Annotated in this window: 27 protein-coding genes; 15 read left to right on the top strand and 12 right to left on the bottom strand. The window is 67.2% G+C overall.

All coding sequences use genetic code 11. The annotated features are described in order from the left end of the window. Nucleotides 1-82 precede the first annotated feature (82 nt). The 3 genes from CIW53_RS10410 (at nucleotide 83) to CIW53_RS10400 (ending at nucleotide 5,582) form a co-directional block, all read left to right on the top strand. Entirely contained in the window at nucleotides 83-3,274 is a 3,192-nt protein-coding gene (locus tag CIW53_RS10410; protein ID WP_149364649.1) for an efflux RND transporter permease subunit, read from the top strand. Between the two features lie 119 nt (nucleotides 3,275-3,393). Beyond that, nucleotides 3,394-4,845, top strand: coding sequence for a TolC family protein (locus tag CIW53_RS10405; RefSeq protein WP_149364789.1), 1,452 nt, complete (start codon nucleotides 3,394-3,396; stop codon nucleotides 4,843-4,845). Beyond that, a complete protein-coding gene (locus CIW53_RS10400; RefSeq protein ID WP_149364648.1) occupies nucleotides 4,842-5,582 on the top strand; it encodes an SDR family oxidoreductase in 741 nt (246 codons plus the stop codon). Before CIW53_RS10405 ends, CIW53_RS10400 begins: the two co-directional genes overlap by 4 nt. A 52-nt stretch (nucleotides 5,583-5,634) precedes the next feature. On the opposite strand, the gene CIW53_RS10395 is transcribed toward CIW53_RS10400, so the two are convergent. Continuing rightward, a complete protein-coding gene (locus CIW53_RS10395; RefSeq protein ID WP_149364647.1) occupies nucleotides 5,635-6,135 on the bottom strand; it encodes a DUF4440 domain-containing protein in 501 nt (166 codons plus the stop codon). Nucleotides 6,136-6,474: 339 nt separating this feature from the next. On the opposite strand from CIW53_RS10395, the gene CIW53_RS10390 reads away from it, so the two are divergent. The 6 genes from CIW53_RS10390 (at nucleotide 6,475) to CIW53_RS10365 (ending at nucleotide 11,665) form a co-directional block, all read left to right on the top strand. Continuing rightward, entirely contained in the window at nucleotides 6,475-7,413 is a 939-nt protein-coding gene (locus CIW53_RS10390) for a PD40 domain-containing protein (protein ID WP_172969638.1), read from the top strand. Nucleotides 7,414-7,458: 45 nt separating this feature from the next. Further along, on the top strand, nucleotides 7,459-8,343 hold the full coding sequence (locus CIW53_RS10385; protein WP_149364645.1) for a PD40 domain-containing protein: 885 nt from the start codon (nucleotides 7,459-7,461) through the stop codon (nucleotides 8,341-8,343). 103 nt (nucleotides 8,344-8,446) lie between these two features. Next, entirely contained in the window at nucleotides 8,447-8,968 is a 522-nt protein-coding gene (locus tag CIW53_RS10380; protein ID WP_149364644.1) for a DUF1993 domain-containing protein, read from the top strand. Nucleotides 8,969-9,127: 159 nt separating this feature from the next. Then, nucleotides 9,128-10,213, top strand: a complete 1,086-nt coding sequence (locus CIW53_RS10375; protein WP_149364643.1) for a histidine kinase — start codon at nucleotides 9,128-9,130, stop codon at nucleotides 10,211-10,213. Next, a complete protein-coding gene (locus CIW53_RS10370; RefSeq protein WP_149364642.1) occupies nucleotides 10,210-10,968 on the top strand; it encodes a response regulator in 759 nt (252 codons plus the stop codon). The genes CIW53_RS10375 and CIW53_RS10370 overlap by 4 nt, the downstream gene beginning before the upstream one ends. A 94-nt stretch (nucleotides 10,969-11,062) precedes the next feature. Beyond that, on the top strand, nucleotides 11,063-11,665 hold the full coding sequence (locus CIW53_RS10365; RefSeq protein WP_242451850.1) for a hypothetical protein: 603 nt from the start codon (nucleotides 11,063-11,065) through the stop codon (nucleotides 11,663-11,665). 236 nt (nucleotides 11,666-11,901) lie between these two features. Here the strand turns inward: CIW53_RS10365 and CIW53_RS10360 are convergent, their stop codons facing one another. The 10 genes from CIW53_RS10360 to CIW53_RS10315 all read right to left on the bottom strand — a co-directional run bounded on the left by CIW53_RS10360 (nucleotide 11,902) and on the right by CIW53_RS10315 (nucleotide 17,820). Further along, entirely contained in the window at nucleotides 11,902-12,267 is a 366-nt protein-coding gene (locus tag CIW53_RS10360) for a cupin domain-containing protein (protein ID WP_172969637.1), read from the bottom strand. Nucleotides 12,268-12,278: 11 nt separating this feature from the next. After that, the gene (locus tag CIW53_RS10355; protein ID WP_149364640.1) at nucleotides 12,279-12,755 is read right to left on the bottom strand and encodes a hypothetical protein; all 477 of its coding nucleotides are present in this window, start codon (nucleotides 12,753-12,755) and stop codon (nucleotides 12,279-12,281) included. A gap of 58 nt (nucleotides 12,756-12,813) precedes the next feature. Beyond that, a complete protein-coding gene (locus CIW53_RS10350; RefSeq protein ID WP_149364639.1) occupies nucleotides 12,814-14,010 on the bottom strand; it encodes an AI-2E family transporter in 1,197 nt (398 codons plus the stop codon). Continuing rightward, nucleotides 14,007-14,333 (bottom strand): hypothetical protein, encoded by a 327-nt coding sequence (locus CIW53_RS10345; RefSeq protein WP_149364638.1) that lies wholly within the window; start codon nucleotides 14,331-14,333, stop codon nucleotides 14,007-14,009. Before CIW53_RS10345 ends, CIW53_RS10350 begins: the two co-directional genes overlap by 4 nt. Then, nucleotides 14,330-14,803, bottom strand: a complete 474-nt coding sequence (locus CIW53_RS10340) for an ABC transporter ATP-binding protein (RefSeq protein ID WP_149364637.1) — start codon at nucleotides 14,801-14,803, stop codon at nucleotides 14,330-14,332. The genes CIW53_RS10345 and CIW53_RS10340 overlap by 4 nt, the downstream gene beginning before the upstream one ends. A gap of 23 nt (nucleotides 14,804-14,826) precedes the next feature. Further along, nucleotides 14,827-15,189 carry a DUF883 family protein gene (locus tag CIW53_RS10335; RefSeq protein WP_149364636.1) on the bottom strand — a complete coding sequence of 121 codons (363 nt, stop codon included), beginning with the start codon at nucleotides 15,187-15,189 and terminating at the stop codon, nucleotides 14,827-14,829. A gap of 53 nt (nucleotides 15,190-15,242) precedes the next feature. After that, entirely contained in the window at nucleotides 15,243-15,398 is a 156-nt protein-coding gene (locus tag CIW53_RS10330) for a DUF1328 domain-containing protein (protein ID WP_149364635.1), read from the bottom strand. A 138-nt stretch (nucleotides 15,399-15,536) separates the two neighbouring features. Next, a complete protein-coding gene (locus tag CIW53_RS10325; RefSeq protein ID WP_149364634.1) occupies nucleotides 15,537-16,160 on the bottom strand; it encodes a YbhB/YbcL family Raf kinase inhibitor-like protein in 624 nt (207 codons plus the stop codon). 112 nt (nucleotides 16,161-16,272) lie between these two features. Further along, the gene (locus tag CIW53_RS10320; protein ID WP_149364633.1) at nucleotides 16,273-16,569 is read right to left on the bottom strand and encodes a GIY-YIG nuclease family protein; all 297 of its coding nucleotides are present in this window, start codon (nucleotides 16,567-16,569) and stop codon (nucleotides 16,273-16,275) included. Between the two features lie 162 nt (nucleotides 16,570-16,731). Beyond that, nucleotides 16,732-17,820: a PQQ-dependent sugar dehydrogenase gene (locus tag CIW53_RS10315; protein WP_149364632.1), complete on the bottom strand. Its 1,089-nt coding sequence runs from the start codon at nucleotides 17,818-17,820 to the stop codon at nucleotides 16,732-16,734. 100 nt (nucleotides 17,821-17,920) lie between these two features. Here CIW53_RS10315 and CIW53_RS10310 point away from each other — a divergent pair, with 100 nt between their 5' ends. The 6 genes from CIW53_RS10310 (at nucleotide 17,921) to CIW53_RS10285 (ending at nucleotide 22,254) form a co-directional block, all read left to right on the top strand. After that, complete coding sequence (locus tag CIW53_RS10310) at nucleotides 17,921-19,396, top strand: AAA family ATPase (RefSeq protein ID WP_149364631.1); 1,476 nt, start codon at nucleotides 17,921-17,923, stop codon at nucleotides 19,394-19,396. Between the two features lie 93 nt (nucleotides 19,397-19,489). Continuing rightward, entirely contained in the window at nucleotides 19,490-19,912 is a 423-nt protein-coding gene (locus tag CIW53_RS10305) for a VOC family protein (RefSeq protein WP_149364630.1), read from the top strand. Between the two features lie 95 nt (nucleotides 19,913-20,007). Next, nucleotides 20,008-20,820: a class I SAM-dependent methyltransferase gene (locus CIW53_RS10300; protein ID WP_149364629.1), complete on the top strand. Its 813-nt coding sequence runs from the start codon at nucleotides 20,008-20,010 to the stop codon at nucleotides 20,818-20,820. A 40-nt stretch (nucleotides 20,821-20,860) separates the two neighbouring features. Further along, nucleotides 20,861-21,286 carry a VOC family protein gene (locus CIW53_RS10295; protein WP_172969636.1) on the top strand — a complete coding sequence of 142 codons (426 nt, stop codon included), beginning with the start codon at nucleotides 20,861-20,863 and terminating at the stop codon, nucleotides 21,284-21,286. 2 nt (nucleotides 21,287-21,288) lie between these two features. Then, complete coding sequence (locus tag CIW53_RS10290; protein WP_149364786.1) at nucleotides 21,289-21,507, top strand: DUF3820 family protein; 219 nt, start codon at nucleotides 21,289-21,291, stop codon at nucleotides 21,505-21,507. Between the two features lie 132 nt (nucleotides 21,508-21,639). Beyond that, nucleotides 21,640-22,254 carry a 2OG-Fe(II) oxygenase gene (locus CIW53_RS10285; RefSeq protein WP_149364628.1) on the top strand — a complete coding sequence of 205 codons (615 nt, stop codon included), beginning with the start codon at nucleotides 21,640-21,642 and terminating at the stop codon, nucleotides 22,252-22,254. An 89-nt stretch (nucleotides 22,255-22,343) separates the two neighbouring features. Here CIW53_RS10285 and CIW53_RS10280 read toward each other — a convergent pair whose 3' ends face one another. Further along, nucleotides 22,344-25,712 (bottom strand): GH92 family glycosyl hydrolase, encoded by a 3,369-nt coding sequence (locus CIW53_RS10280; RefSeq protein WP_149364627.1) that lies wholly within the window; start codon nucleotides 25,710-25,712, stop codon nucleotides 22,344-22,346. Nucleotides 25,713-25,765 lie beyond the last annotated feature (53 nt).

Genomic DNA, 25,765 nt, shown 5'->3' with positions numbered 1-25,765 from the left:
CACACTCTCCCGCTCCCTGCCGTGCAGGGGGAGGAGCAAAGAAGACCGAGGCCGCGCAGCGGCTTCGTCGAGGATTCATTGCATGAAAAACATTGCCCAGTTCTTCGTCGACCGGCCAATCATGGCCGCCGTGCTGTCGCTGCTGTTCGTGATCACCGGCTCCATCGCGGTGTTCCAGCTGCCGATCAGCGAATACCCGGAAGTGGTACCGCCCACCGTGGTGGTGCACGCCAGCTATCCCGGTGCCAACCCGAAGGTGATCGCGCAGACCGTCGCCACGCCGCTGGAGGAGCAGATCAACGGTGCCGAAGGCATGCTGTACACCTCCTCGCAGGCCACCAGTGACGGCAGCCTGACGCTGACCGTGACGTTCGCGCTGGGCACCGATCTCAACAACGCCCAGGTCGACGTGCAGAACCGCGTGGCGCAGGCCCTGCCGAAACTGCCGGAGGAAGTGCAGCGGCTCGGCGTCACCACGCAGAAGAGTTCGCCCGACCTGACCATGGTCGTGCATCTCACCTCGCCCGATCAGCGCTACGACATGTTGTATCTGTCGAACTACGCGCGATTGCACGTGAAGGATGTGCTGGGCCGGCTCGACGGCATCGGCGACGTGCAGATCTTCGGTGCCGGCGAGTACTCGATGCGCGTGTGGCTGGACCCGCAAAAGCTGGCGCAGCGCTCGCTTACCACCGGCGACGTGATCAACGCGATCCGCGAGCAGAACGTGCAGGTCGCCGCCGGTGCGCTGAATGCGCCGCCCGGCCCGAGCAACAATGCGTTCCAGCTCAACATCAACACCCGCGGCCGGCTGGTCAGCGAGGACGACTTCCGCAACATCATCGTGCGCACCGACGCGAACGGCGGCGTGACGCATCTGAGTGATGTCGCCAAGGTCGACCTCGGCTCGAACAACTACGCGCTGCGCAGCCTGCTCGACAACAAGCCGGCGGTGGCGCTGCCGATCTTCGCGCGGCCCGGCTCCAACGCGATCCAGATCTCCGACGAAGTGCGCGCCACGATGGCGCAGCTGAAGAAGGATTTCCCGCAAGGCGTCGACTATTCGATCGTGTACGACCCGACTGTGTTCGTGCGCGGCTCGATCGAGGCGGTGGTGCACACGCTGCTGGAAGCGATCCTGCTGGTGGTGCTGGTGGTGATCCTGTTCCTGCAGACCTGGCGCGCCTCGATCATCCCGCTGGTGGCGGTTCCGGTATCGCTGATCGGCACGTTCGCGGTGATGTACCTGGCCGGCTTCTCGCTCAATGCCTTGAGCCTGTTCGGACTGGTGCTGGCAATCGGCATCGTGGTCGATGACGCCATCGTGGTGGTGGAGAACGTGGAGCGCCACATCGAGCTCGGCCAGGCGCCGAAGGAGGCCACGCGCCAGGCAATGCACGAAGTCACCGGCCCGATCGTGGCGACCGCGCTGGTGCTGTGCGCGGTGTTCATCCCGACCGCCTTCGTCAGCGGCCTCACCGGCCAGTTCTATCGCCAGTTCGCGCTGACCATCGCGATCTCCACGGTGATCTCCGCGTTCAACTCGCTGACCCTGAGCCCGGCGCTGGCCGCCGTGCTGCTGAAGCCGCACAACGCGCCGAAGGACCGCCTCACCCGCGGGATCGACCGTGCGTTCGGCTGGCTGTTCCGCCCGTTCAACCGGATGTTCCACCGCGGCTCGGAGCGTTACGTGGGAGGCGTCAAGCGCATCGTGGGCAAGGGCAAGCTGGCGCTGGTGGTCTACGCCGGCCTGATCGCGCTGACCTGGTTCGGCTTCTCGCACGTACCGACCGGTTTCGTGCCGGGCCAGGACAAGCAGTACCTGGTGGCGTTCGCCCAGCTGCCCGACGCGGCGTCACTCGATCGTTCGGACGACGTCATCCGGCGCATGAGCGCAATCGCGCTGAAGCAGCCGGGCGTGGAACATGCCGTCGCCTTCCCCGGCCTGTCGATCAACGGTTTCACCAACTCGACCAACTCCGGCATCGTGTTCGTCACGCTGAAGCCGTTCGAGGATCGGCGCAGCGCGGATCTTTCCGCCGGCGCGATCGCCGGTGCGCTGAACCAGAAGTTCGGCGCGATCCAGGACGCCTACATCGCGGTGTTCCCGCCGCCGCCGGTCATGGGGCTGGGCACGATCGGCGGATTCCGCATGCAGATCGAGGATCGCAGCGATCGCGGTTTCGACGAGCTGTACAAGCAGACCCAGAACCTGATCGCCGCCAGCCGCAAAGACCCTGCACTGGCCGGGCTGTTCTCCAGCTTCCAGGTCAGCGTGCCGCAGGTGGACGCCGACGTGAACCGCGAGAAGGCCAAGGCCGAGGGAGTGAACCTGGGCGACGTCTACCAGACCATGCAGGCCTACATGGGCTCGCTCTACGTCAACGACTTCAACCGTTTCGGCCGTACCTACCAGGTGAACGTGTCGGCCGACCCGGCGTTCCGCCACACGCCCGAGGACATCCTGCAACTGAAGACGCGCAACGCGCAGGGCCAGATGGTGCCGCTGGGCTCGTTCGTCACCGTACAGCACGGTGCCGGCCCGGACCGCGTGCAGCACTACAACGGTTATCCGACCGCCGAGATCAATGGCGGCCCGGCGCCCGGCTTCAGTTCCGGCCAGGCGCAGGCGGCGATGGAAAAGCTGGCCAAGGACAACCTGCCCAACGGCATGAGCTTCGAGTGGACCGAGCTGACCTACCAGCAGATCCTCGCCGGCAATACCGCGATCCTGGTGTTCCCGCTGTGCGTGCTGCTGGTGTTCCTGGTGCTGTCGTCGCTGTACGAGAGCTGGTCGTTGCCGCTGGCGGTGATCCTGATCGTGCCGATGGTGCTGCTGTCCGCGATCGCCGGCGTGTGGCTGTCCGGTGGCGACAACAACATCTTCACCCAGATCGGATTGATCGTCTTGGTCGGACTGGCGTGCAAGAACGCGATCCTGATCGTGGAGTTCGCCCGCGAACGCCAGCATGAAGGCATGGCCCGCCACGAAGCCGTGCTGGAAGCGGCGAAGCTGCGCCTGCGGCCGATCCTGATGACGTCGTTCGCCTTCATCATGGGCGTGGTACCGCTGGTCACCTCGCACGGCGCCGGTGCCGAGATGCGCCATGCGATGGGCGTGGCGGTGTTCTCCGGCATGCTCGGCGTGACCATCTTCGGGCTGATCTACACACCGCTGTTCTACGTATTGATTCGCGCCCTGGTCGAGCGTCGCGAGGCGCGCGCAGCCGAACGCGCCGCCGCGCACGCGCTGCCGGCGCTGGAGAACCACTGATGAAAACGTTCATTCACAACACGATGCAGGAAACCTTTGGCCGTCATTCCTGCGAAGGCAGGAATCGCACCACCGCACACCCCGGCAGACGAACAAGTGCGATCCCGGCCTTCGCCGGGATGACGGTGGTAGTTCTTCGAGCGTCGTTGCTGGCCGCCGCTCTCGCACTGGCCGGCTGTGCCAGCGTCGGACCGAACTACCACGCCGCGAAGATCGCCGCACCGCAGCTACAGGGCCTCGACGCTACGCAGGAGAACAACGCGCAATTCCAGGCCGCATGGTGGAAGCAGTTCAACGACCCGGTGCTGGACGCGTTGATCCAGCGCGCCGCGGCGAACAACCTCGACCTTCGCATCGCGGTGGCGCGTCTGCATGAATCGCGTGCGCTGCTCAGCGGCAGCAAGGCCGCCCGGTTGCCGACGATCGACACGGACGTGAACTACACCCGCAGCCGCGGCCAGCAGCCGGGCTTCAGCGACCAGCGCCGCACCACCACGACCTACCAGGCCGGCTTCGATGCGTCGTGGGAGCTGGACCTGTTTGGCGGCATACGCCGTTCGGTGGAAGCGGCCGGTGCCGACCTCGGCGCCAGCGAGGCCGCGCTGCACGACGCGCAGGTCAGCCTGCTGGCCGAGGTCGCGCGCAATTATTTCGAGTTGCGCGGCAGCCAGTCGCGGCTCGACATCGCCCAGCGCGACATCGAGAACCAGCGACAGACCCTGCACCTGACCGCGGTGCGCCAGCAGCTCGGGGCCGGCTCCGAACAGGATGTGGCCAGCGCGAAAGCGCGCCTCAGCGCCGTGCAGGCGCAGCTGCCGGTGCTGCAGACCGCGGTGAGCGCCAGTGAATTCCGCCTCGCGGTACTGCTGGGCGAGCGACCGGGCGAGCTCGACATCGACGTGTCGCCGAAGAGCTTCACGCCGATTGCAACGACCTTGCCGATCGGCGATGCCGGCGACGTGCTCGCACGCCGTCCGGACGTCCAGATGGCCGAACGCGAATACGCCGCCGCCAATGCGCGCATCGGCGTGGCCAAGGCCGACTTCTTCCCGCACATCTCGCTGGGCGGCTTCCTCGGCTTCCTGTCCGGACGCAGCAACGATTTCGGCAGCCCGTCGACGCGCGCGTGGACGCTGGCACCCAGCATCAGCTGGCCCGGCCTCAACGTGCAACGCGTGCGGGCGAACCTGCACGCCAGCGAGGCACGCACCGACGCGGCGCAGGCGAACTACCAGCGCACCGTGCTGGAAGCGATCGAGGACATCGACAACGCGGTCACCGGCTTCAACCAGCAACGCATCCGCGTGAACCACCTGATCGAGCAGGGCACGCAGAGCAAGCGCGCCGCCGACCTTGCCCGTGTGCGCTACCAGGAAGGTGCCACCGGTTTCCTCGAACTGCTCGATGCCGAACGCACCCAGCTCGCCGCCGAAGACGACCTGGCCCAGGCCGAGGCGGCGATCAACACCCGCGCCGTCGCGCTGTACAAGGCGCTCGGCGGCGGCTGGCAGGCGTGCGGCGACGAACACTGCAGCGCCGTCGCCCACGCCGATACCGCCAGCGCGCCATGAGCCGGCCGGCCCGACGCGTACCGGCGACGGCTACCGCACCGGTCTATCGCGTGGCGCTGGTCACCGGCGCCAACCGCGGCCTCGGCTTCGAGGTGGCACGCCAGCTCAGCGAACGCGGCATGACCGTGCTGCTGGGCGCGCGCGACCTGGACAAGGGGCTGCATGCCGCGCGCCAGCTGACCGGCGCGCCCGGCGAGGTGATCGCGGTGCAGCTCGACGTCACGCAGCAGGACCAGGTCGACACGCTGGTGCGCTGGATCGAGGTCACCTACGGCCGGCTCGACGTGCTGGTCAACAACGCCGGCGGCCATTACGACCACGACGCACAGGCCAGCAGCGCCGACATCGCACCGGCAATCGATGCGATGCAGACCCACCTGTTCGGCACCTGGCGACTGTGCAGCGCGCTGCTGCCGTTGATGCGCCGGCACGGCTACGGTCGCATCGTGAATGTTTCCAGCGGCTGCGGCGCCAGTGGCTCGAACAGTAGCCACTGCGTGGCCTACCGCACTTCCAAGTCCGCCCTCAACGCGTACACCCGCACGCTGGCGGCCGAGCTGGAAGGCAGCGGCATCGCGGTCAACGCGGTATGCCCGGGCTGGGTCGCCACCGAGCTCGGCGGCCCCGGCGGCCGTCCCGTCGCCGTCGGTGCCGCCGGCATCGTCTGGGCCGCCAGCCTGCCCGTCCCCGCACCGACCGGACGATTCTTCCGCGACCGCGACGTGATTCCGTGGTGAATCGGACCGAATGAATCGGCCCGACCCGAATTGCCCCGGCACGCTGTAGGAGCTAGCTCTTGCCGACGGCGCTGTGCTGCGAATACAGCGCGTGCCAACCGCCGTCGACGTAGACGAAGATGTCGGACGAACGAACGCCGTTGCTCGCGCCCAGGGCCGGGTCGTAGAACGTGAGGATGGCGGTGTCGCCGTGAATCACCACGGCCTTGCCGGACGGATGCGTCTTCAGCCATGCCTCGACCTTGCGCCGCTCCGCATCGTTGCCGCGGTTCTTCGCCGCGTGCGCGATGATCGCGGCCTTCGGATGCACCGCGCCGTCGGCACCGACCGAGCGGTACTCGGGCAGCAGCAGGTCGTCGAGCCAGGCCGTGTCGCCACCGAGCTCGGCCTCCAGCCAGTGCTGGTCGACCGCGATCACCGCTGCCTCGGTCTTGCCGGTTTCGTCGATGCCGGCCGCGTTCGCGGCGGAGGTCGCCGCGATGGTGATCTCGGCCGCCAGTACCAGCACGACGAGGCACGCCATGCTGACCTGAAAGATGTGTTGCCTGCGCATGTCGCTGCCCTCGTCGGCGGCGGATTTGCCGCCGGTCGAGATTGCCGCGCAGGGCGGTCGGCCGCATCGTTCCGGTGACAAACGCCCGTGGCGACGTGACAAGCGGCCGGAATGCCGCGGCCGGCGGCGCCGGGCCTGCCGAGGCGGCGGCGGTTCTGCCACGCCGGATCGCGCGACACCCGTGCCGCATCGCCTCCCGGCCGGTTGCATGGACACGGATGCCGCTCGTCACCGCCGCTGCGCCGGTCGTCACACACTCCGCGACGACACCGATGTGGCACGCGATCCTGCACCGGTCATCCACCGCGATGCCGCCGCGCAGGCGGCGAGGAAGATCCCATGCGCTTGCCGGCTACCTTCATGATCACCGCGTGCCTGCTCGCTGCCGCCGCGCATGCCGCACCGCCCGTGCCGACGATCTTCGCGCCGGACAGCATCGCCGGCGACGCCGATGATGGCGCGGCCGCGTTCACCCCGGACGGCGCGACGGTGTATTTCATGCGCGGTACCGACAGTTTCACCTTGGTGGAATCGCATCGCCGGGGCGGTCGCTGGTCGACACCGAAGGCCGCGCCGTTCTCGGGGCGATGGCGCGACCTCGATCCGGCGATGGCACCGGACGGCTCGTTCCTGCTGTTTGTTTCGAACCGGCCGGCCGCGCCCGGCGGCCAGCCGATCGATGCGGTTCACGCGGGCCAGCGCCGCGCCGGCCAGGGCATGAATCTGTGGCGGGTGGATCGGCGCGGCGGCGGCTGGGGCACGCCGGTGCGCCTGCCCGAGATCGTCAACCGCTGTTCGATGACGTTCGCGCCCAGCGTCGCCGCCGACGGCAGCATTTATTTCATCGGCTGCGCTGCGCCGGACGAGAGCCTGCGGCTGATGCGCACGACATATCGCGACGGCAGCTACCAGGCACCGTACGTGGTGAAGCTGGGCGATGCGGATGCGCAGATCCGCGACCCGGCGATCGCGCCCGACCGCTCCTTCATCGTGGTGGCGACGAAGCACGCGGCGCAGCAACCGTATCGCCTCGCGATCGCGTTCCACACGACCGCGGGCTGGAGCGCGCTGCGCGATCTCGGAGACAGCGTCAACGGCGGCAAGCACAGCATGGGGGCGCAGCTCGGCCCCGACCATCGCACGCTGTATTTCTACAGCGACCGCCGCCTGCCGCCATCCGATCCGCACGCGTCGGCGGCATGGAACAACGGCGACGACCACATCTGGCAGGTGGCGCTTGCAACGTGGCTGGATGCGCATGCCGGGCCGCGCCACTGACGACCTGCCGAATCCTCATCGCGTTTTCTGCCACGGAGCGCTCCGATGCGTAGCCATTACCTGTTGCGGATCCTCGCCCTGATCCTGGGCAGTGCTTTCGCCGTATCGGCGCGGGCAGTCACGACCGTCGGGTCGCCTCCCGCGGCCGGGCCCTGGACGCTGGCGCACGACGCCTCGCCCGCCTTCACGCCGAACGGCGACACGGTGGTGTTCACCCGCGGCCGCGGTGCGGACCGCCATCTGTACGTGGCGCATCGCCACGGCACCGCGTGGTCGACGCCGGCTCCCGCGCCGTTCTCCCATCGCTGGATGGACATCGAGCCGGCCATGGCACCGGACGGCAGCTACCTGGTGTTCGTCTCGAACCGCCCGGCGCTTGGCGGTGGCTCTGCGCTGGATGGCCAATGGGGCGGCAAGGCGTGGCCCGGTCGCGGCGGCAACCTGTGGCGAGTGGATCGCGTCGGCGCTGGCTGGGGCACGCCCACCCGCCTGCCCGCGACAGTGAACGCCGACAGCTCGACCTTCTCGCCGGCGGTGGCCAACGACGGCAGCGTGTATTTCATGCGCGCGGATCCGGCCAGCGGCGCGTTCCGGCTCTATCGGAGCCGCTTCGTGCAGGGCCACTACACGGCGGCGCAACCGTTGGCGCTCGGCGGCGGCAAGGCACATTCCGACTACGACCCGGCAGTGGCGCCCGATGGTTCCTTCCTTGTCTTCAGTTCCGATCGTGCGCCGTCGTCGCCGAACGGCGACGACCTGTTCATCGCCTTCGCCACGCCCGCCGGCTGGAGCACGCCGCGCGACCTCGGCGTGGCCGGCGACGAAGCGCGCCTGAGCCCGGATCACCGGACGCTGTACTTCAGCGGCGGTGGCCAGCGCATCCACCGCGTAGCGCTGGCTCCCTGGCTGCTCCATCGGCCGATCCACTGAACGCGATGCGGTCGCCGGGGCATGGCCTCCAGCACTGTTGCATGCGGCGCGTCGGCCGCACACTGTGGCGTCGACCATCAACGCCAACCCTCCAGGAGTCCACATGGCCACTCAGGAAATCGTCGAGCTTCAGCGTGTCTTCCTGTCGCGACTCGACGCCCTCGACCACATTCTCGATGTCGGCGAAAAGCACTTCGCCGATCTCGGTGCAGCACTGCAGGAACGCCTTGCGCCGGACATGTTCCCGCTCGGGAGCCAGATCGCCATTGCGTGCAATCAGCCGCGTGGCTTCTCGCAATGGTGCGCCGGCGAGCCGGTGGAGAATCTGGCGGCGGACGTCGACTCCGTGGCCGTGGCACGCGCGCATATCCGGCAGACCAGGGAACTCGTTTCCGGCATCCGTGTAGGCGATGAAAAGCTGGACGAGGTCAAGCGCATCGGTCTTGGCCCGGGCAGGTACTGTGAACTGCCCGGTCGGCAATACGTGAGCGATTACCTTCTCCCGAACCTCTACTTCCACGTCACCACGGCATACGCCATCCTGCGCAAGCTCGGCGTCCCGCTGGGCAAGGCCGACTACATGCATTTCCTGGCTCCCTACATAAAACTCTCGGGTGCTGCCTGACCATTCGTTCGCCGCTTCATTGCGGCCAGGTCGGATGCTGGCCGAGACGCCCCTGCGGGTGCCTCGGTCCGACTCACTGCAACGGGCGGCCCCTGACGGGCCGCCGCTGATTCCAGGCGACAGCGTGCCACGCACCCACCGCCGGCACGGGAGTATCGCGTGATCATCCAAGACACCCCGCGCTGGCAACGACTCACCCTGGGCTTCGGCTTCTGGACGCTGCTGGCGCTGTCGTATGCGCTGAGCAGCGGACTGTCCTCGATCAGCGAAGGCTACCCGGCGAACTGGCTGCGCGCGCTCAGCTGGAACCTCGGCAACTTCTGGCTGTGGATGGCCCTCGTGCCGCTGGTGGGCTGGCTGGGGCGACAGACCGCAGGGCGCAGCTGGCGCCGCTTCTTCGCCGTGCAGGTACCGGCCAGCCTGGGCGTGGCGCTGCTGCAGATGGCGGCGCACCTGGTGCTGTTCTGGAACCTGAGCGGCCCCGGGCAGATGAAAGCGCGCACGCTGGGCCAATACATGGGCATGGAATTCGCCTACAGCTTCCACCTTGCCGTGCTCACCTACTGGGTGATCCTGGCGGTGCTGCGCGGGATGGAATCGCGCCAGCACCTGCGCGACGAAAGGCTGCGCCGCACGCAACTGGAAACGCAACTGGCGCAGGCGCAACTGCAGGCGCTGCGCATGCAGCTGCAGCCGCACTTCCTGTTCAACACGCTCAACGCGATCTCGGCGCTGGCGCTGGCCGACCCGCTGCAGGCGCGGCTGATGATCGCGCGCTTGAGCGACTTCCTGCGGCTCACCCTGGAGGAACGCCACGCGCCGCAGGTGCCGCTGGCGCGCGAGCTGGAATTCCTCGCCTGCTATCTCGGCATCCAGCAGATGCGTTTCCAGGACCGGCTCAGCACGCAACTCGATGTGGACGACGACACGCTGGCCGCGGCGGTGCCGAACCTGATCCTGCAGCCGCTGGTGGAGAACGCGTTGCGCCACGGCCTGCAGGACAAGCCCGGCGCCGGCACCCTGCGCATTTCCACGCGCCGCGACGGCGGCCATCTGCAACTGCGCGTGGACGACGACGGGCTCGGCCTGCCGCCGGCCGGCACGGCCGAAGGCATCGGCCTGGGCAATACGCGCTCGCGCCTGCACATGCTGTTCGGCGACGCGGCACAACTCGAACTCAGCCCGATCCCCGGCGGCGGCACGCGCGCCGAGGTGCGCCTGCCGTTCACCGAGCACGTCGCATGAACAACACGCCACGCCTGCGCACCGTGCTGGTCGACGACGAGGTGCTGGCGCGCCTCGCGCTGCGCCAGGCGCTGGCCAGCCACCCCGAAGTGGAGATCGTCGGCGAATGCGGCAACGCCGCCGAGGCGATGCAGGCGGTGCGCGCACTGCAGCCGGACCTGCTGTTCCTGGACATCCAGATGCCCGGCATGGACGGCTTCGAACTGCTGCACGAACTCGCGCCCGACCGCCTGCCGCTGGTGGTGTTCACCACCGCCTTCGCCGAACACGCGCTGCGCGCGTTCGACGCGATGGCGCTGGACTACGTGCTCAAGCCGATCGACCAGGCCCGCTTCGACCAGGCGATGGCGCGGGTGAACCAGCACTGGCACGGCCTGCATGCCGGCACCGGCGCCGCGACCGAACCGGCACCCGCCAACGGCTACGTGCAACGCCTCAGCGTACGCCACGGCGAACACATCCGCGTGCTCGCCGTCGACGACATCGACTGGATCCGCGCCGACGGCAACTACCTGCACATCCATATCGGCCCGGTCCGCTACCTGCATCGTGACACCTTGCGCCACCTGCTGGTGCAACTCGACCCGGCGCGCTTCCTGCGCATCCATCGCGGCACGCTGGTCAACCTGGCGCGCATCCGCGAGGTGCATCCGTTGTTCAAGGGTGGGGCGGAGATCGTGCTGCATGACGGTACGCGGCTGGATCTGAGTCGGCGGTTTCGTGCCGGTGCGCGGGTGGTGCTGGGGTTGCCCTGAAGAACCGCGCGGAATTCGGTAAAGACGCTCGCGAAGCCCTCGAACCAGGCAAACGGCCGGAAAGCGCTGCAGGACATCCGGTACGACATCCTCAATGACGACTTCGACTACTGAGGTGATGGAAGTGAAGGTATGGGAACTCAAAAGCGGCTCCGTCAATGACTATGCGCCACTGGTCTTTGCCAGTGACAAGGACGTCGAGTCGGGCATGTTCGACACCTCTGGTGCCAGCCTCTCCTGGTCAAAGAAGCCCAAGGTCGAAGTCTTCGTCGAACCTGGAAAGAAGAAACCCAAACCGCTGGCAGATGTCAGTGCGCTGACTCCTGGCGCCCTGGCCATGAACGACAGGGCAAAGGCTGCGCTCGAGCCCTTCCTGTCGCGCTTCGGGCAGTTCCTGGAGATGGATTGCGCGGGCGAGCCGCGCTGGTTCTACAACGTGACCAACGTCATTCCCTGCATCGACGAGGCTCGCTCGGCCAAGCGTCCGAGCGGCTCGATCGTGAAGGAGGCATTCTTCGAGGACAGGCTGCCGGTCAGTGCTGCCGTGTTCAAGGACCCGCTGACAGCCGCGGCTGTGCTGTATGTCAACGAAGCGGGCAAGGCAGCACTGGAAACCATCATCGCTGAAGCGGCCATCGTGGGCATGGCCCTGGTCGAACTCGGACCACCGCCGAAGAAGCCTCGTCCGCGGGGCTGAGTTAGCAAAGGGACGCTAGCAAAGGGCACGGAGGTAGTTAAATTGGATTAATTACCTCCGTCCTCCGTCCCCTTTGATTCTTGATGGACTCCAAGCACTGAGAGAGCTTTCTCTGCCATCGGCTTGACGTCGCTCTCGGCGTTGACCAGCGCCGGCGGCGAACGCCGCCCCGGCCGATCCCGCTTCCGCGAAGAAGCCTGCATGAATTCCCGCTGCTGAAGTGACCGCGGGGTGCGCTACACCCACACGTCGTTCTGCGCGGTATAGGCACCGCCTGCATCGCCGGTGTTGACCACGCCGCGTGGCTCGACCAGCATCACGCAGCATTCCTGCGCGGCCACGGGGCGATGCTCCACGCCTTTGGGAACGACGTACATTTCCCCGGCAGCGAGCGGGATGGCCTTGTCCCTGAACTCGAGCGTCATGGTGCCCTGGAGCACGATGAAGACTTCATCCGTGTCCGCGTGCGCATGCCAGACAAACTCGCCCTGCAGCTTGACGAGCTTGAACTGGTAGTCATTCATTTCGGCAATGACGCGGGGCGACCAGTGTTCCGAGAACCGGGCGAGCTTGTCCTGGAGATTGATCGCACCGTCGGTCATGGCACACCTGATCACGCGTTGTCTTTCACATATTGCGGCGTCATGCTGCGGATCTCGCCCGGCTCGGCAAGCAGCGCATGCGTGTCGCGCTGATAGTCGGAGAACCAGGGTTGCTGCGCGAACTCCCGGATGCTGGCGGGGTCGCCCAGCCCGAACACGATGATCCGGTCGGGATCGCCGTCATCGTAGCAATAGTAGAAACCGAGCGTGCTGCCGGCGATGTAGTCGCGGGCGTATTTTTCCCAGACGCGCCTGACCTCGTCGCGCTGGCCGGGTTTGGCCTTGAGCATCACCAGGCTGGCATTTCTGTTCATGGCGTTCTCCTCACGTGCGTTGGCTTCGCGGCCGCCGCGTGCGGCCGCCAGACACCAGGACGCGTGGGAAGCCGCCATCGTGACAAGTCGATCCAGAATTTTTTGGCGCGGGCCACATGACCGGGGACGGCGCCCGCGCCGGTCGAGGCCGGGCGGCGACCAGGCAATGGCCATGCGCATCGTCGACGAGCCGACGGGCCGAGCCGGTCCTACGACGCCAAGGCAGGGCGCCCTAGCGCTGCACGATGTGCGCGAACCATTCCCAGCCGCGCACGCGTTCGGTGATCAGCTTGGTGCAGGTCAGCATCGGCACCGCCAGCAGGGCGCCGGGGATGCCCCACAGCCAACCCCACACCAGCAGCCACAGCAGGATCGCGATCGGGCTGAGCCGCATGCTGGCGCCCTGGATCAGCGGGGTGATCAGGTTGCCCTCCACCGCGGTGATGCCGGCGAAGGTAAGCACCGGCAGGAACACTTCCAGGCTGGCGTCGTTCGCGTAGAGCATGCACACCAGGGCCAGCACGGTGGTGGTGACGATCGCGCCGACGTAGGGGATGAAGTTGGCGAACATCGCCACCGCGCCCCACAGCAGCGGGTCGGGCACCTTGTACAGCCACAGCATGCCGGCGGTGACCGCGCCGAGGCTGGCGTTGATCAGCAACGCGGTGAGCAGGTAGCGCGATACCTCGGTCTGGATCCCGCGCACGATCGTCACTGCGTGTCGCTTGTACGCAAAACTGGGCGTGATCTCCACCAGTCGGCGCAGCATCGAGTCGCCGTAGATCAGGAAGAAGAACACCAGCAACATCACGCTGAGCACGGCCGCCAGCACCTTCGGCGCGGTCGAGACCACGTCCCAGGCGCTGATCGAGATCGGCGTGGACTGCGGCACCACGGCGCGGCTGTTGCCGCTGACCAGGGTCTGCGTGGCACGGTTGGCCGCTTCCAGCGGCTTGGTGAAGCTGCGCAACTTCGGCACGAAACTGCGGATTGCGGTGGGCGCGCCATGGAACCAGCCGATCGCCGGCTGCGCCAGCAGGCCCACGCCGGTGCCGATGCCGACGATCAGGCCGATCATCAGCACGCTGGCGGTCAGCCAGCGCGGCAGGCGGATGCGTGTACCGAAGGCGACGATCGGGTTCAGCGCCAGCCCGATGAACGCGGCCAGCACCAGCGGAATCAGCAAGGCCTTGGTCAGCGTGATGGTGTACATCAGCGCCAGCAACATCAGCGCGTTCAGCACCATGCGGATCGCGCGCAGGTGTCGGCGCGTCGCGCGCCCGACGTTCAGCCGACGCGTCGCCTTCGAGGAGGCTGGATCCTCGAGCGCAGACGTTTCCGGCGGTGGCTCCGCGTCGAGCAGGATCGCCGCCACGCCGTCGTCTGCCACGGCATCCGCGGGCGCAGGGACTTTCTCGGATTCGCTCATGCCCGGTCGCCGTGATCCCGTTCGTCGGTACGGGGCCGACGATCCATGCCGGCCACTCCCAGCTCGGCCACCAGCCGCGTGCCCCAGGCGACCGCTTCGGCCAATCCGCCGCCGAGCAGGCTGCCCAGTCCCGGAATCCGCAGCGGATGCACGTTGAGGCTGCCCAGCACGAAGCCGGCACCGGCCGCCGTGCCCACCGTGGTCAGCGGATATTCGCGGCCGCGCGCCAGCAGGGCCGCGGCAGGCGTGCTCAATTCGCGGCGCACCATGCTCATGCGCAGTCTTGCCTCCTGCACTTTGGCGCGCTGTTTCGTCAGGCTCATGGGCGATGTTCCCCTTCGGTGGACCGATCCGCTGGAGCTTCGGCCTCGGCTTTGTGCATGGTGTCGCGCATCATGGCATGCCATTCGCCGCGCGTGGCCGGCAGGCTCATCCAGTGCATGCAGCGCCGGAACAGCCCGATCGCACCGAGCAGGAACAGCACCTGCAGCACGGCCAGCGCCAGCAGCGCCCAGGTCCACGAGCCCAGCCACCAGGCCAGCAGCAGGCCGATCAGGCCGAGCACGGTAAGCCCGAAGCCGACCCCTGCCACCGTGGCGGCCAAGCCCGCCAGCAGCATCCAGGAAATGGCGCTGCGCGCCAGTCCCAGTTCCGCCGCCAGCAGATGCATCTGCGCACCGAACAGTCGCTTGACCGCCCGGCCGAGCTGGCCGATCTCCGTCAGCAACCCAGACGAAGACGGCGCCGGTTCCGGCGCCGTCGCTTCGCGAGGTGGCTCGCCCTCGTCGTGCATCCCCGACTCCCGCGTCGTATGGGTCAACGCCGCAGGATGCGGCCGAGCAACCAGCCGGCACCCAACGCGATGGCCACCGACTGTACCGGTTTCTCGCGGACGTATTCGCGCGCCTGCTCCAGCCACGCATCTGCGCGATCCATCGTTTCGTCGTAGACCTCGCGGCTGCGCTCGCTGACGTGGGCGGCCTTGTCGCTGGCCTTGTGGACGGCGTCGGCCGCCTTGTCGGTGGCGCGATGCAGCCCTTCCTCGACGGTATCGGCAGTGCGCTCCACCGTTTCCTTCGTGCTGGCTACCGCATTGGAGGTGGCCTGTTTGATCCGCTCGGCACGCTCATCGATGCGGCTGCCGGCGGGCTGTTCGGGGTGTTCGATAGGGTTGTTCATTGCTCAGCTCCGGAAAAATCTCAGTGTGGCGCCGCCCTGTCTAGAGCCGTTGATCATCTGGCACGGCGAAAGAACGCAATGATCGCAAGGATCAGGAATACCACGAAAAGGATCTTCGCGATGCCGGCCGCGGCGCCGGCGATACCGCCAAAACCGAGTACGGCCGCGATGATCGCGATGACCAGGAAAACCAGCGCGTAATGAAGCATGGAGGCGTCCTCTATGTAGTTGTGACGGCTGCGGCCGGTCAGCCGCGTGCGTTCATTCACCCACAGCGCGCGCCATGCGAGTGTGAAGACGGTCGGTATCGCCCTGCACGCGAAGCCGACGTTTGCGCCTGCGCACGATCAACCGGCCACGGCCGGGTTCAAGCTGAAGGTGCCGACCAGCTCGGCCTCGGCCAGCACGTGACCGACCATCGCCGCGCGCAATTCGGCCAGCGAAAAACCCTTGATCAGGGGCAGCGAGGCAACGTCCAGCGCATGAATCTTGAAGTGGTAATGGTGCAGCAACGCGTCATTCCATGGCGGGCAAGGGCCGTCATAACCGAGATATTCGCCGCCCATGTCCGCGTCGCCGGCAAACCAGCCGGTAAAGTCGTTGACACCCTGCACGCTGCCCGGCGGCCCGAACGGATCGCGCTTGCCGCGCGGCGTGACCTCGTTGCTGCAGGCGCCGGCCGCCAGCTCGCCGCACTCGGCCGGGATATTCGCCATCAGCCAGTGCACGAACTCGACCCGCGGCAGGTCCGCCGGCACTGTGCGGCCCTGCTTGTTCACGTCATCGCCGCGGCTGGGCACGTCGGTGTCGATGCAGGTCAGCACGAACGAACGCGTGGCGGACGGGGCGTTTTTCCAGGCCAGGTGCGGGCTGTGGTTGTCGGACAGCGCGAACGGATCGGCGCGCTTGCCGAAGGCGAACTCAGGCGGAATGGAGTGGCCGTTCTCGAAATTGTCGCTGCGCAGTTGCATGGTGTGTCTCCGCTCGGGTTGCGTGTTGCGTGGAGTGCGATTCCTGCCTTCGCAGGAATGACGACGGTGGGGCTTTTTGTCTCGTCATTCCTGCGAAGGCAGGAATCGCACTTCAATACAGAATAGTCGGATACAAGTCCCGCCAGTCGGCATTGCTTTCGGCGATCAAGCGCATCTTCCAGTCGCGCTTCCACCGTTTGAGCGCTTTCTCGCGCAGGATCGCCGACTCCATCGTCGGGTGAAGCTCGTACCAGACCAGAGTGTGGCTGCCGTAGCGATGGGTAAAGCCCTCCACCACGTCGTTCTTGTGCTGCCAGATGCGTTTGGTCAGGTCGCTGGTGACGCCGATGTAGAGGACGCCGTTCTTCTTGCTCGCCAGTATGTAGACGCAGGGTTGTCGCCTGTCCATGGCTATGCCTCGTATTGAACTGCGATTCCTGCCTTCGCAGGAATGACGACCTGGAGGTTGCGGGCGGGCCGCCTCTTTTTATCTTGTCATTCCTGCGAAGGCAGGAGGCGCTTTTCAACAGCGAAGCTGGTCACCGCACCTTGCAACAAAATGGCGCGGCACTCACGGCCTGTAAGTCACCCGATACACCGCCCCCGCCAGGTCGTCGCTGACCAGCAGACTGCCGTCGGGCAGGGGTTGCACGTCGGCCGGGCGGCCCCAGGCGCTTTCGTCCTGCTCGAAGCCGGTGATAAGCGGCTCGTACGAAAGCACCTTGCTGCCCTTGAGGCGCACCGTCATCACGCGGTAGCCGGACTTGTGCGTGCGGTTCCACGAGCCGTGTTCGGCCACGATGATCGCGCCCTTGTAGCCGGCCGGGAACTGATTGCCTTCGTAGAAACGCATGCCGAGCGAAGCGACGTGCGCACCGAGTTTCAGCACCGGCGGCACGTAATCCTTGCAACTCTTGCCCTTGCCGAACTCCGGATCGAGCGTGTCGCCCTGATGGCAGTACGGATAGCCGAAGTGCTCGCCGGCGCGGGTGATCTCGTTCAGTTCGTCGCTGGGCATGTCGTCGCCCATCAGGTCGCGGCCGTTGTCGGTGAACCACAGGTGCTTCGTGCCCGGCTGCCAGTCGAAGCCGACCGTGTTGCGGATGCCGTGGGCGACGTCCTGCCAGTCGCTTCCATCGGCGTTCATGCGGATCAGCTTGCCGTGCGCTGGCGCCGGGTCGCAGATGTTGCACGGTGCGCCGATCGGCACGTACAGCTTGCCGTCGGGGCCGAACGCGATGAACTTCCATCCGTGGTGGGTCTCGGTGGGCAGCTTGTCGGTGACCACCTCGGGCTTCGGCGGATCGTCCAGATGGTTCTCGATGTCGCGCAGCACCAGGATCCGGCTCACCGCGGACACGTACAGATCGCCGCCCTTGAACGCCACGCCCACCGGCAGCTTCAGCCCGCTGGCGATCACCCGCACCTTGTCGGCGACGCCGTCGCCGTTCGCGTCGGTCAGCGCGTAGACCTTGCCGGCGCTGTTGGAGCCGACGAACACGGTACCTTTCGCGCCCAGGGCGATCTCGCGCGCATCCGGCACCTGACCGGAGTACAGCGCGATATGGAAGCCCGTCGGCAGGGTCAGCTTGTCCAGCTGCGGCGCGGCCAGCAGCGGCAGCGACACGACGGCCAGCAACAACGACAGCAACAGACGCATGGCGGTGCTCCTTGACGAAGAACGCCCAGCGTATACCGGACGGCGTGAAGCAAGAAGCATCGGCGCTCTGCTAACGTGGCGACCTTCGCAAGGGGACGACATGAGCGAGTTGGACGACCTCACCACGCTGGTGCGCGCAGCCACGCCGCTGCTGGTGATCGAGACGGTGGACGAGCAGCGGGTGATCGAGTGCTTCCGCCACGTGATCGCGCAGGCATTGCATCCGCTGTGGCGCTGGACCCTCACCGACGGACTGACCCGGCTCGACTTCGCCCAGGCCGATGGCGAGGTGGCGCCGGACGCCACCGCCACGCTCGAGGCGATCCGCGCGCAGGGCGAGCGCGGCATCTACCTGATGTTCGATTTCCACAGCCTGCTGCGCTACGCGATGAGCCTGCGCCAGATGCGCGAAATCGTGCAGCGGCAGCGCTCGGCCGCGCACGTCATCGTGCTGGTCGGCGCCAAGGTCGAGTTGCCCGAGGAACTGGAGGCACTGGCGCTGCGCGTGCCGCTGGCGCTGCCGAACATCAAGGAGCTGGCCGGCATCCTGCGCGGCGAGGCGGCCGCATGGCAGCGCGAGCAGGGCCGCAAGATCGAAGTGGACAACGATGCCGCGCGCACCATCGTGCGCAACTTGCTCGGCCTGTCCGCGCCGGATGCGCGGCGCATCGTGCGCAAGCTGATCTACAACGACGGCGCGCTCAACCACGCCGACCTTCCCGAGTTGATGCAGTCGAAGTTCGACCTGCTCAACCGCTCCGGCCTGCTGCACTACGAATACGCCACCGCCAGCTTCGCCGACATCGCCGGGGCGAGCCGCGTGCGCGAATGGGTGCAGCGCCGGCGCGCGGTGTTCCTCGCCGCCACCCCCAACCCCGCGCTCGATCCGCCCAGGGGCGTCCTGCTGCTCGGCGTGCAGGGCTGTGGCAAGAGCCTGGCGGCGAAGGCGATCGCCGGCGGCTTCGGCGTGCCGCTGGTGCGGCTGGACTTCGGCACGCTGTACAACAAGTACCAGGGCGAGACCGAGAAGAACCTGCGCGAAGCGCTGGCCAGCACCGAGCTGCTGGCGCCATGCGTGCTGTGGATCGACGAGATCGAGAAAGGCCTGGCCGGCGGCGGCGACGACGGCGGCGTGTCGCGCCGCGTGCTTGGCTACCTGCTGACCTGGATGGCCGAACGCAAGGCCAAGGTGTTCGTCGTCGCCACCGCGAATGCCGTCGACGAGCTTCCCGCCGAACTGCTGCGCAAGGGCCGCTTCGACGAGATCTTCTTCGTCGACCTGCCCAAGGAATCCGTACGCAGCGAAATCTTCGCGATGCACCTCACCCGCCGCCAGCTCGACCCCGCCAGCTTCGACCTGCCCGTCCTCGCCGCCGCCAGCGCCGGCTTCTCCGGTGCCGAGATCGAGCAGACCATCGTCAGCGCGCTGTACGACGCGGCGGGCAGCGGCACGCCACCGGATCAGCCGACCCTGCTCAATGCGCTGGGGCAGACGCGGCCATTGTCCGTGCTGATGCGTGAACAGGTGGAGGCACTGCGCGCGTGGGCGCAGGGGCGGTGCGTGGCGGCGGATTGAGACCAACGGGCGCCGCGGTGCAACGACGAAGGCGCACACGCACCACCCCGGCATGAGGCATCATCGTTACTCCCATTCGCGCTTGCACTCGCCATGTCGAACCTCTCGCCTTTTCACCTCGCTTTTCCGGTCACCTCGCTCGCGAATGCACGCGCCTTCTACGGCGAACTGCTGGGCTGCCCCGAAGGCCGTTCCAGCGATGCCTGGGTCGACTTCGATTTCCACGGCCATCAGATCGTGGCGCACCTCGCGCCGGAAGAAGCGCGCGCGGTGACGGCGCACGACGTCGATGGGGACGACGTGCCGGTGCGGCACTTCGGCCTGGTACTCGACATGGATGCGTGGCACGCACTGGCCGAGCGGTTGCGGGCGGCCGGCACGCGTTTCGTGATCGAGCCGCACGTCCGCTTCCGGGGCCAGTCCGGCGAGCAGGCCACGATGTTCCTGCTCGATCCCTGCGGCAATGCGCTGGAGTTCAAGGCGTTTGCCGATCGCTCGCAGTTGTTTGCGAAATAGCGCGGCGGTTGCGGCGAGGACGGCTCTGGCGCGGCCCTGACCCGACCCTCGATTTCGGCGTAGTCTTGAACGCCCATCGTCAGGAGGGTCGAACCATGTTTCGTCGTACCTGCAAGCTGCTCATCCCGCTGCTCGCGACCTTGCTGCTCCCTGTCGCCGCCAGCGCCACTCCCGCCACCGCGCCGGACAGCACCACCGCGGCGCTGCAGCAGGCGGTGAACGGCCAATGGCGTTCCGACGCGAACCGGGCCCGCGACAAATACCGGCATCCGGTCGAGACCCTGCAGTTCTTCGGCATCAAGCCGAACATGACGGTGATCGAGCTGGCACCCGGCGGCGGCTGGTACACCGAAATCCTCGCGCCGTTCCTCCACGCGCACGGCCACCTGATCGAAGCGGCTCCACCATCAGCCACGAAGTTCGCCGCCAAACTCAAGGCCGACCCGGCGGTTTACGGACACATCGCGAAGGTCATCCCGTTCGCCCCACCGGAGCAGGTGAAGCTCGGCGCTGACCACTCCGCCGACATGGTGCTCACCTTCCGCAACACGCATGACTGGCTCAACCACAGTCCGGCCACGCTCGCGGCGGTGTTCCAGGCAGCATTCAAGGTGCTCAAGCCCGGTGGCGTGTTCGGCGTCACCGAACACCGCGCCAGACCGTTCGCCGATGGCGTGGAAAGCGCCGGGGCGCTGCACCGCCTTCCCGAGGATTACCTGATCGCGCTGGCCCTCAAGACCGGTTTCCGCGTGGCTGGCGTATCGCAGATCAATGCCAACCCGAACGACCCGGAAGACGTCAACGTGCACCGCCTGCCGCCGGATCTGTCCGGACCCGACGGCGAACACGCGCAGATGAAGGCGATCGGCGAGTCGGACCGGATGACGTTGAAATTCGTGAAGCCGTGAGGGGCTGGCTCTTCGCCCCTCCCCGTGCCGACATGCCACCATGCATGAATTGCCGCCTTTTCACCTCGCCTTTCCGGTCACCTCCCTCGCGAATGCCCGCGCGTTCTACGGCGAACTGCCGGGTTGCCCCGAAGGCCGCTCCAGCGATGCCTGGGTCGACTTCGATTTCCACGGTCATCAGATCGTGGCGCACCTCGCGCCGGAAGAAGCGCGCACGATGACGGCGCACGACGTCGATGGGGACGACGTGCCGGTGCGGTACTTCGGCCTGGTGCTCGACATGGATGCGTGGCACGCACTGGCCGAGCGGCTGCGGGCAGCCGGCACGCGTTTCGTGATCGAGCCGCATATCCGTTTCGAGGGCCAGCCCGACGAACAGGCCACGATGTTCCTGCTCGATCCCTGCGGCAATGCGCTGGAGTTCAAGGCGTTCGCGGATCGCGCCATGTTGTTGTTTGCGAAATGAGCATGGAGGCTCAGGACCTGCAGCAACTGGTGGTTGTGCGCATGCCTTACGGCAAGTACCAGGGGCGGCTGATCGCCGACTTGCCCGGCGCATACCTGGCCTGGTTCGCGCGCAAGGGTTTCCCGCCGGGGCAGCTGGGCCGGCTGCTGGCGCTGGCACTGGAGATCGATCACAACGGCTTGTCGCGGTTGCTCGATCCGCTGCGCCAGCCGCCGCGCTGAGTCGCCGACTGCGTTTCGCGGTACGGTTTTCAGCGTATTCTGCCGCCTTGCCTTCCCCCTTTCTGTGCCGGTCGCAACTGGCGCCTGCACCGGATCGGCAACTCCACTGTCCCGTGCGTCCCAAGGCGTCCGATGTCCACCGACCGGTTCGATTTCAAAGCTGCGGCGAGCGCCCTCGCTGCCGATGGCTGGTGCGTGCAGCCGGGCCTGATGTCCGCAGAGCAGACACAGGCACTGGCCAGCGAGTGCGCGGCGATGCACGACGCGAAGTTGCTGCTGCCGGCCCGCACCGGCGCCGCGCGCACGGCCTCCGTACTTCGCGGAGACAGCACCCATTGGTTTCTGACCGGCGCGATGAGTGCGCCGCAGCAGGCTTTCACCGATCGCATCGACGCATTGCGGGTGGCACTCAGCCGCGAGTTGATGCTCGGCCTGGTCGATGCCGAATCGCATTACGCGGTGTATCGACCCGGCGCCGGCTATGCGCGCCATCTCGATCGCCTGCGTGGCAGCGACGCGCGGGTGGTGTCGGCGGTGTTCTACCTCAACGACGCGTGGCAGGAGGCCGAAGGCGGCGCGTTGCGGCTGTATCTGGCCGATGGAACATCGCGCGACATCTATCCCCGCGCCGGCAACCTGCTGCTGTTTCTTTCGGCGCAGTTCGAGCACGAGGTGCTGCCGGCGACTCGCGATCGCATGAGTGTGGCGTGCTGGATGCGGCAACGAACGCCCGGATGGTCGGCGTAGAAGTGTAGGAGCGACTTCAGTCGCGATGCTCTTGCCACCTTGCGAAAAAGCCATCGCGACTGAAGTCGCTCCCACAGGAGTGCGCGCGGCTATCGCGGCGGGCCGAGCAGTTCGATTTCGGCGAGTGCGCGCTTCGTGTCGTCGACTTCCAGGCGCAGCCGGTAGTAGGCATAGGCGCCCGGTGCATGCACCGCGAACGCACGCGTCTGGCGCGGCCAGGCGAAGCGTTCGTGCCGACGGGTGTCCAGCGTGCGCCAGCTCCGGCCATCGGCGGAGCCTTGCAGTTGCCAGCCATCCGGGATCATCGCCATGGCACCGGAGGTGAGTGTCAGCATGGTCACCGCTCGTGGCTGCGCGAAGTGCCAGCTGATCGTGGTGGTTCCGGTGGGCAACGCGGCCTCGGTGCTGCTGTCGTTGTCGGACAGCGCGGCTGGCTGGGCAAGCGCGGGTGTGGCCAAGGGCTTGGCGCCATCGGTGATGTCGCGCAACGGTGATGGTGCACCCTGCACAGTGAGCGACGGCGGCAACGCCGCGTCGTCGCTGGCCCAGCGCGAAGGTTTCGACCCCATCGTGAACTCCAGCGTGGCGCCCTGCGCCAGCAGCGCGTGCGGCAGGGTCAGCTTGTTCCACGGCTGGCCGTCGACGCGCAGGCTCTGGATGTAGCGGTTGCGGTCGCTGACGGCGGGCGCATCGATCACGATGTGTTTGCCGTTCTCCAGCGCGATGTCCATGTGCGGGAAGTACGGCGCGCCGATCACGTATGCCGGCGTGCCCATGCGCAGCGGGTAGAAGCCGGCGGCGCTGAACACATACCAGGCCGACATCTCGCCGTTGTCCTCATCGCCGGGATAGCCCTGGCCGATCTCGCTGCCGACGTACAGGCGCGACAGGGCATCGCGCACCTTGTCCTGTGTCTTCCACGGCTGGCCGGCGACGTCGTACATGTAGAGGATGTGGTGCGACGGCTGGTTGCTGTGGCCGTACTGGCCCATGCGCACGTCGCGCGCCTCGAGCATTTCGTGGATCGGCTCGCCGTAGCTGCCGACGTGGAACGCGCCAGGCGTGGCGAAGAACGCATCGAGCTTCGCGGCCAGACCGGCGCGGCCGCCGTACACCGCGGCCAGGCCGGCACCGTCCTGCGGCGCGTGGAAGGCCATGTTCCAGGCATCGGTCTCCGTGTAGTCCCCGCCCCAGCGCAGCGGATCGAACTGTTTCGCGTCGTAGCGCCAGTGGCCCGCCGCGTCGCGACCCACGAAAAAGCCGACGGCGGGATCGAACAGGTTGACATAGCCCAGCGCGCGGCTGTGGAAATACGCCGCGTCATCGGCGTAGTTCGCCGCATACGGATCGCCCGCCGGGGGCTGTGCGGCCAGCGCGGCGGCGAGATTGCCGATCGCGAAGTCGTTGATATAGCCGTCCATCGACCATGACAGGCCCTCGTCGACGCCGGTGTCGGTGTAACCGTTGAAGATCGAGCGTTCCAGCCCCTTGCGGCCGGTGCCCGCCAGCGGGCTGACCACGGTCGCGTCCTTCAGCGCGGACTGGTAGAACGCGCGCACGTCGAAGTTCCGCACGCCTTTCAGCCACGCGTCGGAAAACGCCACGTCGGCGCTGGTGCCGACCATCAGGTCGGCGTAGCCGGGCGACGACCAGCGCGCGATCCAGCCGCCGTCGCGGTACTGCTGCACGAAGCCGTCGATCATCTCGCCGGCCTTGCCCGGGGTCAGCAGCACGTAGGCCGGCCACGCCGTGCGGTAGGTGTCCCAGAAGCCGTTGTTGACGAACACCTTGCCCTCGACGAGGCGGGCGCCGGTATGCGTGGGTGTGTCATTGCCGGGGGGTGCGGAGAACGGGCTGGCGTATTGCCAGTGCGGTTGCGCGGCGCTGGCGGTGTTCTCGTACGCTTCGTTCGGATACAGGAACAGGCGGTAGAGACTGGAGTACAGCGTGGTCAGCTCGTCGCGGCTGGCACCGGCCACCTTGACGATGCCGAGCTGATTGTCCCACTGCCGCTGCGCACGGTCGCGCACGTCGTCGAAGCTGTCGCCCGGCCCGATCTCCAGCGCGAGATTGTGCTGCGCCTGTGCCACGCCGATCAGCGAGCTGGCGATGCGCAGGTTCACCACTTTCGTCTTCGTGGTGTCGAAACCGAACCACGCGGCGACATGGTCGCGCCCTTCGCCAGCGAGGCGTCGGCTCTCGCTGACCGGCTGGTCGACCACGCCGTAGAAGAACAGCCGGGTGGCACCGGCGGACAGCCGGCTCTTCACGTCCGACCAGCCGCTGAAGCTGCGCGTGGCCGGGTGGAGCGTGATGCCGCCATGGTCGTCGCGGTTGTCGAACACCAGTTGCGAACGGTCGCCGGTGAAGGTGAAGCGGAACATCGCGGCGTGGTCGGTCGGTGCGATCTCGGTGACGATGCCGTCGTCGAAGGCGACGCGATAGGTGTGCGCATGCGCCACCTCGTTCGCGTGGCTGAAGCTCAACGCGCGTGCCGTACGGTTCGCGCTCGGCGCGCCGCTGGCGACGGCGGCCGGCATCAGCTGGAAGGTCTGCCGGTCGCCCATCCACGGGCTCGGCTCGTGCGACAGCGCGAACGCCTCCAGGCGCGGGCGGTTGTGCGGGCCGTTGCGCTGCTGGTACTGGTAGATCCAGTTGGAACCGGCGTCGGTCACCGGCGTCCAGAAGTTGAAACCATGCGGCACCGCGACGGCGGGGAAGTTGTTGCCGCGGGAGAAACGGTCGTTGGAGTTCGTGCCGCGGCGGGTCTCGACGAAATCGCTCGGACGCCGGCGTGCATCGATCGGCGCAGCGCCGATGCGCAAATCGTCCAGATAGCCTTCGAACGTGGCGGCCGGGCCGTCGTGGCTCAGCACGACGCGCTTGATCGTGCGCCCGGCCGCGACGGCACCCACGTCGATCGACAGGTCATTCCACTGGTCCGGATACAGCGTGCGGCCTTCGCCCTGCGCGCGCGCCGTGGCACCGATCCGGTGCTGGTCGAGCGCGCCACGGGTGGACAGCCGGCTGCCGTCGTCGAACAGCAGATCCACCGCCACGTAGTTGGCCGGATTGCGCAGGTCGCCTGCGTTGGAGACAGGAAACAGCAGGTAGGACAGTTGCGTATCCGCATGCACCGGCAGGTTCACCGCGTACAACGCGACCTGCTGCTGTCCGCCCGCATTGCCGCGGTAGTGCAGCGCGTGCATACCGCTGAAACCGACGCCGGGCTTGGCGGTGAGCGCCGCTGCCTGGCTGGGGCCGCCACTGACGGTCACGCTGAAACGAGCGTCGGCGGATAACGCCAACGGTGCCGGCTCGGCCGGTTCGAACGAGCGCAGGAAGGTGGTTTCCGCTGCAGCCGCCATCGCCAGGCATGGCAGCAGGCAGGCCAGTGACAGGCCAAGGCGCAGGCCGCGGGTCGCGCGCCGGCTGATCGTCTCCCGTGTATCCGTCATCCCGCCACCTCGCGTCTGCTCACGGTGATGGTGCGCTTCATCCGTGGCACCCG

The sequence above is a fragment of the Rhodanobacter sp. T12-5 genome (genome assembly GCF_008329435.1).
Classification (GTDB): Bacteria; Pseudomonadota; Gammaproteobacteria; order Xanthomonadales; family Rhodanobacteraceae; genus Rhodanobacter.
Note: the sequence above shows the minus strand (reverse complement) of the source record. Positions and strands in the feature narration are given on the sequence as shown.